The 12,166-nt window shown below is 42.9% G+C and carries 10 protein-coding genes; 7 read left to right on the top strand and 3 right to left on the bottom strand.

Features of this window, described 5'->3' with window-relative positions:
* Window positions 1-18: 18 nt before the first annotated feature.
* The gene (locus ACFOWS_RS14405) at window positions 19-681 is read left to right on the top strand and encodes a 50S ribosomal protein L25/general stress protein Ctc (protein WP_366586758.1); all 663 of its coding nucleotides are present in this window, start codon (window positions 19-21) and stop codon (window positions 679-681) included.
* An 87-nt stretch (window positions 682-768) separates the two neighbouring features.
* On the top strand, window positions 769-1,398 hold the full coding sequence (gene pth / locus ACFOWS_RS14410; protein WP_366586756.1) for an aminoacyl-tRNA hydrolase: 630 nt from the start codon (window positions 769-771) through the stop codon (window positions 1,396-1,398).
* Here the strand turns inward: pth and ACFOWS_RS14415 are convergent, their stop codons facing one another.
* Both ACFOWS_RS14415 and ACFOWS_RS14420 read right to left on the bottom strand, forming a co-directional pair.
* Window positions 1,399-2,085 carry a hypothetical protein gene (locus ACFOWS_RS14415; protein WP_379765908.1) on the bottom strand — a complete coding sequence of 229 codons (687 nt, stop codon included), beginning with the start codon at window positions 2,083-2,085 and terminating at the stop codon, window positions 1,399-1,401.
* A complete protein-coding gene (locus ACFOWS_RS14420; protein ID WP_379765911.1) occupies window positions 2,082-5,774 on the bottom strand; it encodes a reprolysin-like metallopeptidase in 3,693 nt (1,230 codons plus the stop codon). Before ACFOWS_RS14420 ends, ACFOWS_RS14415 begins: the two co-directional genes overlap by 4 nt.
* A gap of 163 nt (window positions 5,775-5,937) precedes the next feature.
* Here ACFOWS_RS14420 and ACFOWS_RS14425 point away from each other — a divergent pair, with 163 nt between their 5' ends.
* Entirely contained in the window at window positions 5,938-6,867 is a 930-nt protein-coding gene (locus tag ACFOWS_RS14425; RefSeq protein WP_379765914.1) for a bifunctional riboflavin kinase/FAD synthetase, read from the top strand.
* Window positions 6,868-8,205, top strand: coding sequence for an HTTM domain-containing protein (locus ACFOWS_RS14430; protein WP_379765917.1), 1,338 nt, complete (start codon window positions 6,868-6,870; stop codon window positions 8,203-8,205).
* Here ACFOWS_RS14430 and ACFOWS_RS14435 read toward each other — a convergent pair.
* The gene (locus ACFOWS_RS14435) at window positions 8,202-8,582 is read right to left on the bottom strand and encodes a VOC family protein (RefSeq protein ID WP_379765919.1); all 381 of its coding nucleotides are present in this window, start codon (window positions 8,580-8,582) and stop codon (window positions 8,202-8,204) included. The genes ACFOWS_RS14430 and ACFOWS_RS14435 overlap by 4 nt on opposite strands.
* Window positions 8,583-8,675: 93 nt before the next feature.
* On the opposite strand from ACFOWS_RS14435, the gene serS reads away from it, so the two are divergent.
* The 3 genes from serS (at window position 8,676) to ACFOWS_RS14450 (ending at window position 12,166) form a co-directional block, all read left to right on the top strand.
* Window positions 8,676-9,947, top strand: a complete 1,272-nt coding sequence (gene serS, locus ACFOWS_RS14440; RefSeq protein WP_379765922.1) for a serine--tRNA ligase — start codon at window positions 8,676-8,678, stop codon at window positions 9,945-9,947.
* Window positions 9,948-10,024: 77 nt separating this feature from the next.
* Complete coding sequence (locus ACFOWS_RS14445; RefSeq protein ID WP_379765925.1) at window positions 10,025-11,812, top strand: tetratricopeptide repeat protein; 1,788 nt, start codon at window positions 10,025-10,027, stop codon at window positions 11,810-11,812.
* A 36-nt stretch (window positions 11,813-11,848) separates the two neighbouring features.
* Window positions 11,849-12,166 (top strand): DUF4286 family protein, encoded by a 318-nt coding sequence (locus ACFOWS_RS14450; protein WP_379765928.1) that lies wholly within the window; start codon window positions 11,849-11,851, stop codon window positions 12,164-12,166.

The following is a 12,166-nucleotide window of genomic DNA, read 5'->3' on the forward strand; positions in this document are numbered from 1 at the left end:
TCAATTTAATATATAATAATGAAGTCAATTACTATCAAAGGATCCCAAAGAGAAAGCGTGGGCAAGGTATCTACCAAGGCCTTACGTAATGCTGGAAAGGTCCCTTGCGTGCTGTACGGAGGGGATAAGCCATTGCACTTTTCAGCTGATGAAATCTCGTTCAGAGATTTGGTCTACACCCCCAACGCACACACTGTTGTGATTGAGTTGGAAGGTGGTGAAAAGTTGAACGCCGTTTTACAGGACATTCAGTTTCACCCCGTAACTGATAAAATTCTTCACATCGATTTCTATCAATTGTTTGAAGACAAACCTGTTACCATGAACATTCCTGTTCGTTTGGAAGGAAATTCCCCAGGGGTACGAAACGGTGGTAGATTACTGTTTAGAAAACGAAAGCTTGCCATTAAAGCATTGCCTGATCTACTTCCTGATTTTATCACTGTGGATATCTCCAAACTAAGAATTGGTGGCACAATTGCCGTTGAAACTGTGTTGAATGATGATTACACCATTTTACATCCAGAAAGCACGGCCATTGTACAGGTGAAAGCTTCTAGAACTTCTATTGATGAAGAGCTTGAAGACGAAGATGAAGAAGGAACAGAAGAAGGTGCTGAAGCAGCTGCTGAAGGTGGAGCCGAAGGTGGTGAGGCCCCAGAAGCTGAAGCTACAGAATAGTTTTAGATTTATTTAAAAAGGCATCCCGGTTTTACCACGCTGTAAAATTTGGGATGCTTTTGTATTTTTAGACAAAATGGTTCTATAATGTTCCAATTCATTAAAAGCCTGTTTGGTGCCCAGAATCAGCTGTTGCAAGAAACTGATCCTATGAAAAAATTCCTAGTTGTTGGCCTCGGAAATATCGGAGCGGAATATGAAGAAACCCGACATAATATCGGTTTCAAAGTGTTGGATTTTTTGGCCGAAGAGGAAAACCTCACTTTTGAAAGTGCCAAATTGGGGGCTGTAGCTACTTTTAAACACAAAGGAAGAAGTGTCCTGTGCCTGAAACCCTCCACCTATATGAATTTAAGTGGAAAGGCCGTCAACTATTGGATGGAAAAGGAGAGCATTGCGTTAGACAATGTGCTCATCATTACCGATGACATTAATTTGCCGTTTGGAACCATCCGTTTGAAGACCAAGGGAAGCGACGGCGGCCATAATGGATTAAAGGATATTCAAAACACCTTACAAACAGCCCAATATCCCCGATTTAGATTTGGAATAGGAGCTGAATTCGGTAAGGGAAAGCAAGTGGATTACGTTTTGGGAAAATGGAATGAGGATGAAGCAGCTGCGCTTCCTGAACGATTAAAAAAATCCACAGCACTTATCCGTTCTTTTGTATTTGCCGGGGTAAAAAATACCATGAACCAGTTTAACGGCACTTAATTAAAATACCTTAAAGTCGAACACCCCAGAATTGGAGCTGTTCCCTTCAGCATCGGTGGTCAATACGCTCCAATAATACACCGTATCAGAGGTCACGCTTACGGAGAACTCCATGGTTCCCGGACCCAAAGTACCCATTGAGGTTGTGGGTGGGTTGTCTTCTGAGAAAAATACCTCAAAGGTGGCTATGTCACCATCAACATCCGCACCCTGCCACTCCAATAGCACTTCGTTGGCCAAATCCTTTTGAACAGTAGACCCAGAAATTGGATTTACCAACTGTGCGGGAAAAGGTGCATAACTGGTTTCTGCCCCGGCGTTATAGAACAACCATGTTTCACTTACTGCGGTTTGGTCAGAATCGGAACTGATTGAAGTGACCGACCATGAAAAAGGGGTCCCTTTGGCAATGGACAGGTTTGCCGATGTTGCTGCCGTGGAAATGGTCTGCGGCACATTTGTATCTAAGTTCACCACGCTTAGTGTATAGCTATCTGTGTTGCTTGAAGCCATCCACTGAAACGTAACCTGACTCAACGTCTCGTTTACACTTACCCCTGTAGTACATTCGGAATTTTCCTCAGGAAAAACCAAATTGGCTCCTTCTGGTGCCGGTGATGGGTCGTCATTACCTCCACACGAAACCAATAAAATCCCAATGGACCATAGTAATACTTTCCGAATCATCGCTTAATAAATTTAAACATTTCTGAAACTCCCATTTTTTCCACTCCTAAATAGTAGACTCCTTTGGACAAGAAAGACAAGTCCAATTCCAACGTATTTCCATTAACCGACCTATAATCTGTCTTAACCAAGCGGCCATTGGCTGAGAAAATTTGAATACGTATTTCGCCATCAAATCCGTTCAGATAAATTTCTGTTGTTGCATCAACTGGGTTTGGTGAAAGAATGGGTCGTGAAGAATAGAAGAATGTTTTTTCCACCACCCCTTGACAAGGAAGGTTGGAGTAGACTTTCAAGACATTTTTACCTTCGGCCAAAGGCAATTGTATTTTAGAGCTTTGTGTTTGGGTCACCAGACCATTTAATTCTACATTATACAAATCAGCGCCGTTAAGCAAAAGCTCTACATTCTGTTCATCCATCATTGCTTCAACAGCCAATACATCCGGTTCCGTTATGGTGATGTCAAAACACGTTTCTTGGTAGGTAATGAGTCCATTGGTCCCTGTAATGCACAACGAATAATTACCCGCTCCTAAATTTTGAAATATATGCTCATCAGTAAAGTCCATAGTTACTGGCGATGCACCTCCATTTAAAACGGCGGTATAGGTAATAGAGGTATCCATTGGGGATACCGTTACCGAGCCATTATTGCTGATTCTACAGGTTTCGCTCAATATTTCAATTGAGAAGTTGTCCGGGGGAAATCTGTACACGGCACATCCATTGGTATCCACCTCAATTCCTTTAGGGGTTCCCAAACATAGGTCGTCACCGTCATCGAACACCCCATCTTCATCTTCATCGGGCCTAAAGGCTCCTTCGGCACAGACTTCCATGGAAAAGGCCACTAATGCACCGCCATCACTTGGAGCAGTATCGCTAATTTCCAAAATCCACTCTCCCAAGGTTGATTCACCCTTAAAAGAAGCCAACGAACCCAATGGACTAACTGTACCCATTATAGCCGGATTACCAGAACAGACAATGGGTGTACCATCATCATCAAAAATGGCATTGACGTTATTTAAGTCGCCACAGGTTCTTGAGATTAAGGCAACGCGGGTTCCTGCTGGAGAAATTAAATTGATCACTAAGTCTTCCAAAAAGGTGTGGTTGATCTCAAGACTAACATTGATATCTGAAATGGGAAGGTCTTCAAAAAACTGTATTGAGGTGCTCACGGTTGGGGTACCTATGGATGAAATCTCCAACGGAAGTCCATTTCTTGGTTCAAAACTCTTACAATCCAATTGTGTTGTGGTAAAACTCAAGGGAGGTCCAAAAGTTCCGCTGCCACAATCGTTTGTTGGACGGACCCTCCAAAAATATTCGGTCTGTTCATCCAATCCGTTCACTTTATAAAACGTAAAAGGAACCGTAGCGGTGGAAACTATATCGGTAAAACCTACATCAGTAGCTACCTCTACATCATAACTTTGATACAAAGGATTGGCCTCCCAACTCAATTGTGGGTTCAAAGTGACCCCTGTTTCCATATTTGTGGGCGAGGAAAGAACAACATCTGGAAAAGTTCCATCCTCAATGATAAGGGACAAGGTAATATTTTTGGTCACGGAGGCCGAAGTTGCTGTCACCTCAACATCATAAACACCCGCTGCAACAGCATTGGTATTGGAGATGGTCAAATCCACCGCCGTATCATCCGTGCTGGCTTGAGTGGGCGAAAAAGATGTTGAAAGTCCTGCTGGAGTATTTGCAGAGAAGATCGATATTTCGCTAAACCCTCCAAATGTCTCATAGGTGAATGGAATAACAATGTCACTGGGTTGACATACCCTGAAAGTTACATCTTGAAAATTGAGGACCACCTCTGATTGTTGAATGGTAAAATCCGCTGCATTTATGGCAAAAAACACATTGTCGCTGGCTTTTACCATGATACGCGCCGTACTGCTCACATCTCCCGGAATGAGCACTTCCTCAGAGCCATCATTAAGGGTATCATCTGCCAGGGTGATGGGAAAGGTCTGTCCACCATCCAACGAAAGAAAAATGTCCACATTTTGAGCATTGATGGGCGAAGTATTTGTATTGGCCACATCCCAAGTGATTTCTTGAACCGACCCAGCTTCATAAATTTCATTGGAAGCCTGGGATGTAACTACAAAAGGGCCTGCTGCCTTTATGACCTGAACATCCAAAACGTCTGAAACCACCTGTCCCCCTCCTACGGCATTATCGCGAACCGTGCAAGCAAAGCTCAAGGTACGTTCAATATCGGAAACCGTTTCCCAAGCGTCATTTTCCGACGGGTTGACTTGTGATAAATTTCCCTGCACCACCTCAGACAACCTTGGAAAGTATCTTGCAGCATCAGTTGAAGGGGGCAATGATCTAAAATTGGCTCCACTGGGATTGTTGGGCCCAAAAGTACTTGTCGTTACCACCCCATCATTAATCTGCTCCCAAGTGTAGGTAAGCACATCGCCCACATCTGGGTCAGTTGCCACACCTTCCAACACAAATGCAGTACCTTTTGGAATATTGAAATCACCAATCGGCGTAAGGACTGGTGGAGAATTGGTCTGGGCCGTGGTCTGGGCGCATGCTATAGATTGTAGATAAGAAGCTATTTGAAAGATGCTCACAAAGTGAAAATAATCGTCTCCGTTGGGAGCCACATTATTTTCTGGCACGATCCCAGCATACCCCATAATGGTAGTTCCACTGGCCGGTTCAGCTTGTACTCCGGTTCCTTCTGATTCGTAAGACCATGTATGGTTGGCCCCGAATTGATGCCCCAATTCATGGGCAACATAATCCAAATCAAAAACATCGCCCTCTGGCTCAAAAGCGGCGGAGAAGGCACTTCCTTTTTGGTTATCGGAACAAACCGCCCCTATAAAACCGGCATTACCATTATTCTGTGCGGGATCTTCTACCCTATGAAACAGGTGACCTACATCATAATTGGCCTCACCAATGGTAGATGTTAGTGTATTTTGTACTTGAGAGTTGAAACTACCTGTATACGGATCATTATCAGGATTGGTAAAGATGACTAGATCATTATTTGGAATCAACTCTAGCGTAACCCCTAAATCCGTTTCAAAAACCTCGTTGATTCGTGTCAGCGTGGCATTAATGGCAGCAAGTGCATCTGCAACCGTACCTCCATGATATTCCGTATACTCCCCAGTAACGGAAACAGCAATCCGAAATGTTCTGAGCAATTGATCATCCACTAAGGGAACAATGGTTTTGGAAGTGGTTCCATCAGATTTCATCTTATTCATAAGCATAACCTCCGTCTTGCACAAAAAACTATGCTCCAAAGAAGACCTTGACCCTTTTTTATACAATACATATGAATCATCGTCAGCTAGGGTCGGTTCCAAAAATGAAGCTTTCTGACTTTCCAAATTAACAACCATGGTCTCAATGCCTTTCTGGGAACTACTGAGTTTAATTTTGTACTTTCCATTCAGGCTTACCCCGGTAAAAGATTTAATTTCGGGATACTTTGCTGCCAAATCAGGATGAAGAACTGGAGTTTCCTTCACGTTAAACGGGATTACCTCTCCTTCCCCGTCTGGTAAGTAAATGATGTGTTTTCCATTTTTAGCAACAGAAAAATCCTGAAGCTTCTCCTTGAAACGACTTTTATCCAAAGTAAAAACAGCACTGGCCTTGCCCACATCCTTTAGGGAGGCACTCTTCATACTCGATTGTTTGGGTACGGATTTCCAATACGCTTGCTGCCCATAGGTACAAAAGCAGCTAAAAAGTATGGTTATTGAAAAAACAAGATGTAATTTAGCTTTCATACATATGTAGGGCGTCAGTCGAATTTCAAAAATAAGCCTTTTTTTATTTCTTGATTAGGTGGAAACAATCCAAGACATTTCTCTTTTTAAGCACATTACCGATCAAACTGTTATTACCATCGGTACTTTTGATGGTGTCCATTTGGGCCATCGCAAGATATTGGAACGCCTCATAAATAATGCCAAAAACACTGGATTAAAGTCCACCGTGCTCACTTTTTTCCCGCATCCGCGGATGGTTTTGCAGAAAGATACGGAGATAAAGCTCTTGAACACCATTGAAGAGAAAACACAGATCCTAGAAAGTCTGGGGTTGGATAATTTGATAATCCACCCTTTTACCAAGGCTTTTTCCCGACTTTCGGCAACCGAATTTGTGAGAGATGTTTTGGTGAACAGCCTAAAAGCTAAAAAAATCATTATTGGGTACGATCACAGGTTTGGACGCAATCGCAATGCCAATATTCAAGATCTCATTGCGTTTGGCAATACTTTGGATTTTGAAGTTGAGGAGATTCCCGCCCAAGAAATCGATGATGTATCTGTGAGCTCCACTAAAATCAGGAACGCACTTTTAGAAGGTGATGTGGCCACGGCCAACAGCTACCTGAGCTATGCCTACATGCTTACCGGAACGGTAAAAAAAGGCAAAGGGTTGGGCAAGGAATTTGGTTTCCCCACGGCTAACCTTCATATTGCTGAATCCTATAAGCTCATCCCAAAAAATGGGTCTTACGTAGTTAAAAGTACCCTTAATGGCAACAAACATTATGGTATGATGAACATTGGTTTCAATCCAACCGTATCTGGCACCGAAAAAAGTATTGAGGTCAACTTTTTTGAGTTCGAAGGGGATCTCTATGACCAAAAAATTCAGGTTAAGATCTTGCACCGTATTCGTGATGAACACAAGTTCAGCTCCGTTGAAGAATTACGGGAACAGTTGAAAAAAGACAAAAACTTTTCGTTGGACCTAATCTCCAAATAGATGTTGAATCGGTTTCTTTTTAAGAGAATTGACAATGCCCAGCTCATTGTTTTCCGAATTTTCTATGGACTTTTGGTCAGTGCCGAATGTTACGGGGCCATTGCCACCGGATGGGTTCGAAGAACCCTCATTGAGCCACAGTTCACCTTTAACTTTATCGGATTTGAGTGGCTCCAGCCCCTGCCCGGAAATGGAATGTACATCTATTTTGCCATTATGGGCACCCTTGGCATTCTAATTACCTTGGGTTACAAATACCGGTTTAGTGCGCTCGCCTTTGCATTTATGTGGACCGGGGTATACTTGATGCAAAAAACATCCTACAACAACCACTACTATCTGCTCATGCTCCTGGCCTATATCATGGCCTTTTTGCCTGCTGGACGAGATGCTTCATTGGATGCCAAATTGAATCCGAAGCTACATTCACACACCATGCCCAATTGGGTGCGGTGGACCATAATTTTACAATTGTTCATTGTATACACCTATGCATCTGTGGCTAAACTATATGGGGATTGGTTGGATTTTAGCATTATCGACATCTTGATGCGCTCCAAGGATGACTATCCACTTATTGGTGGGCTGCTTCAGCTAAAATGGGTGCACAAAATTGTGGCCATCTTTGGTATTTTATTTGATCTGCTCATTGTTCCTGCCCTACTCTGGAAACCGACTCGAAAAATTGCTTTTGGATTGTCCATATTCTTCCACTTGTTCAATAGCTACGTTTTCAGGATTGGTATTTTCCCCTATCTCTCTTTGGCCTTTATTGTTTTCTTTTTTGAACCGCAGACCATCCGAAATATTTTTCTTAGAACCAAAAACATTGTGGTGGATCAAGTTTTGACCATTCCAAAACATAGGAACATCATCATTGGAATTCTTGGGATCTATTTTGTGGTTCAATTGGTGCTTCCCCTCCGTCATTATGCATTTAAAGACGATGTACTTTGGACTGAGGAAGGCCATAGACTTAGCTGGCGAATGATGCTCCGAAGTCGCTCCGGAACCATTCGGTACCGTGTTGTAAATAAGGAGACCGATAAAGTCAGTTTTATTGATCTAGATGACTATCTCACCAAAAAACAACGAAGGAGGGTGGCTTGTTATCCCGATTTTGCCTGGCAATTTGCCCAACATCTAAAAAAGGAATATGCCAAAAAGGGCGAGGATATCCAAGTCTTTGTCACAAATAAGGTAAAAGTGAACAGCGGCGAGTATCATGAGTTTATCGACCCAAAAGTGGACCTGGCCAGTGTTCCCTGGAAGCATTTTGCCCATAATGAGTGGATTTTGCCCCGACAACCAACCGATTCCACTAAAACGAGTGACTAAAAAGGATTGGCCCGTTGGCACAATTGTAAAGGCATGCCCCAAGGATCACGAAGCATCACAATATGACTTCCATCCTCCAGCTGTACCTCCAACTCAAATGTGGCACCGCTTTCCACCAAACGTTTTTTATCGTTTTCGGCGTTTTCAGACACAAAGGCTACATGAAAACTTAACGAGTTTTCCTTGGAAAAATCAGTAACTGGCGCATCGGTCCGTTGGTAGAACTCTAACACCACACGCCCCGTGCTATCTTCCAAAAAAGTTACAAAAGGAGGTTTCCAATCACTTACACGTGGATTAAGACCCATATGCGTCATATACCAATCCACAACAAGACCTAAATTTTCCACGTTCACTGCAAAGTGCTCAAAAATCATATCGGGTTATTTAGTTGGACGCTTTAAAGGTAATCGTTTAGGTTGTAGTGTAACATGGGTAAATTCCCTAAATTTGCCGCTCAAAATAAGGCCATGCTTCAATTACAGACCATTAGGGAGAATACGAATAGTATCATCACCGCTTTAAAAAAGCGAAATTTCGATGCTTCACCCATACTGTCCAAAGTCATCGAATTGGATGAAAAAAGACGTTCCATCCAAACCGAACTGGATAGCACTCTGGCCGAATCCAACAAGCTTTCCAAAGAAATCGGAATGCTTTTCAAATCAGGAAAAGCACAAGAAGCCAATGCCCTAAAGGAAAAAACAGCAGGATTAAAAGAAGCTTCCAAGCAATTGGGTGATGATCTAAACGCCACTGCTGAAGCTTTGCAGGAGCAACTATACCTTATCCCCAACATTCCCCATGAATCTGTGCCTGCAGGGAGCAGCGAGGAAGATAACGAAGAGGTATTTCGGGAAGGCGATGTGCCCACCCTCATCGAAAATGCGCTCCCCCATTGGGAGCTTGCCAAGAAATATGACATTATTGATTTTGAGCTTGGTGTAAAGATTTCCGGTGCCGGTTTTCCCGTTTACAAAGGAAAGGGAGCCCGTTTGCAGCGTGCTTTGATCTCGTATTTTCTGGATAAAAACACGGAAGCAGGCTACACTGAAATGCAGGTGCCGCATTTGGTGAATGAAGCATCAGGCTATGGAACAGGCCAGCTGCCCGATAAAGAAGGCCAGATGTACCATGTACAGGCCGATGACCTTTATTTGATTCCCACTGCGGAGGTGCCGGTGACCAACTTGCATCGTGACGATATTTTGGCCGAAAGTGATTTTCCCATCAAATACACAGGCTACACCCCCTGTTTTCGAAGAGAGGCCGGAAGCTATGGAGCTCATGTTCGCGGCTTGAACCGTTTGCACCAATTTGACAAAGTGGAAATTGTGCGCTTGGAGCACCCCAACAACTCTTACCAAGCTTTGGACGAGATGGTGGAACATGTAAAAAATATCCTTCGTGAATTGAAATTGCCCTATCGCATTCTTCGGCTTTGTGGTGGGGATTTGGGCTTTACCTCTGCCCTCACCTATGATTTTGAGGTGTTTTCAACGGCCCAAGACCGATGGTTGGAAATCAGCTCAGTTTCCAATTTTGAAACCTTCCAAGCGAACCGATTAAAGCTTCGTTTTAAGGATATAAATGGAAAAAGTCAGTTGGCGCACACGCTAAATGGAAGCGCTTTGGCACTGCCAAGAGTTTTAGCGGGAATCTTGGAGAACTATCAAACGGAAAATGGCATCAAAATCCCCGAGGTTTTGGTTCCCTATTGCGGTTTTGATGTGATTAACTAAGGATTTCATCAATATATTTGGATTCGCTTAACAGAATCCCCAGCATTTCTGCGTTATATTTGAAATAAAATGAGCTATTGCGATACTTTTTATTTCTCATATCGTGCTTTTGCCTACTGACCTACACCCATGCCCAAGAAGACTTTTTGGCCAAACAGTACTTTAATGATGGTGATTACGAGAAAGCCGTGGTCTTTTACGCCAAATTGGTGGAACAAAATCCAAGGCGCACCGATTATTCCGAAGGGCTGGTAGCGTGTTATCAACAATTGGAGCGGTATGAAGATGCAGAGTCCTTCCTTTTGGAGAAGATTAGTGACCCCTACGCCTTCCCTACATTTTTTATTGAATTGGGTTATAATTATACCCTTCAAAACCAATCGGATAGAGCAACGGAATACTATGACCAAGCCATCCTGAAAATTAATGAAAATCCCAATTATGGGTACAGTGTTGGATATCGCTTTCAAAAATATGCGCTCTTGGATTATGCCGTAAAAGCTTATTCTAACGCCATGGCCTTAAAACCAGAATTGAACTACGATTTTCAGTTAGCTCGAATTTATGGAGAACAGGGCGATATTGAAAAAATGTATCAATCCTACCTGAATCTTATTTGGCAAGGACGGACCTCACGCTCCAACGTACTTCGCAACATCGATGATTTTATTTCGGAAGACCCGGCAGACGCCAACAATGTCTTACTTCGAAAAGTGTTGCTCAAAAATGCGCAGCAAAACCCGGATATTCTTTGGAACGAATTGTTGAGCTGGCTCTTTGTGCAACAAAAACAGTACAACAGTGCCTTCAGCCAGGAGAAGGCCATTTTTAAGCGTTCAGAGGATAATGCTATGGACCGACTTGAAAATTTGGGTCAGATTGCCTTGGAGGACAACGATCTTGAAAATGCAACTGTCATTTTTGAATACATCGTTGAAAATGCCCAAGAGCCCAGAACCAAATTGAACGCTGAGCTCAATCTCATTGACATTGCGTTGCTAAATCCAACAGAAAAAACATTGGATGAGGTAGAAAAAAAGTTTCAGGATTTGGAGGCTGAATACGGAAATGAAAGCAGAACGCTCCAACTCCAGATTGCCTATGCCAATTTCCTAACGTTTAAACGGGAACGACCCGAACCTGCTATTGCTTTGCTCAAAAAAAGCTTGGAACTCCCCATGAACCGCATGGCCGTGGCGTATGTAAAATTGGCCCTAGGGGATATTTTGGTGTACAATCAGCAGTTCAATCAGGCGTTGATCAATTTCACTCAGGTGCAAAAAAGCCTTAAAAATGATGTTTTGGGTCAAAATGCGCGATTCAAAGTGGCACAGACCAGTTTTTATAAGGGCGATTTTGATTGGGCGCTTACCCAATTGAAGGTGCTTCGAAGCTCCACTTCGCAACTCATCGCCAACGATGCCATGCAATTGAGCCTATTGATTTCGGACAACTCTTTGGAAGATTCCACCCAAACCGCATTAAAAAAATACGCTAGAGCTGACTTATTGGCTTATCAAAATAAAAACAAGGAGGCCGTTGCCGTTTTGGAAGAGATTTTGCAAAACCACAAAGGCGAAAAAATTGAAGACGAAGCCCTGCTAAAACAAGCCGAACTTCTGGTGCAACAAAAGGACTACGAAAGTGCTGAGTTCAACTATAAGAAAATCGTGGAATTCTATTCGGATGGAATTTTAGCTGATGACGCCCATTTTGCCTTGGGAGAACTGTACCGAAATATCCTCAACGAACCCGAAAAGGCCAAAAGTCAGTACGAGAAGATCATCTATAACTATCAGGACAGTTATTATTTTCCGCAGGCAAGAAAGAATTTTAGAAGGCTCCGTGGCGATGCTATTAACTAATTCTTCCCTACATTTAGACCAAGAAACTCAAGGTCTATGCTTATTTACAACGTTACCATCAACATAGATGAAAGTGTCCATGACGAATGGCTTATTTGGATGCGGGACAAGCACATTCCTGATATGCTCAGCACTGGGAAATTCTCCCATGCCAAAATGGTAAAGGTTTTGGTCGAGGAGGATATGGGGGGCATAACCTATTCCATCCAATATACGACCCAGGATCGAAAAACTTTGGAATCGTATTACCAACAAGATGCTGAACGTTTAAGAGCCGAGGCCCAAAAATTATTTCCCAATAAATTTGTAACCTTTAGAACTGAGCTCGAAGTCATCAACCAACAAATACCGTAA

Source organism: Flagellimonas marina, assembly GCF_042651185.1.
In the GTDB taxonomy this organism is placed as follows: Bacteria; Bacteroidota; Bacteroidia; order Flavobacteriales; family Flavobacteriaceae; genus Flagellimonas; species Flagellimonas marina.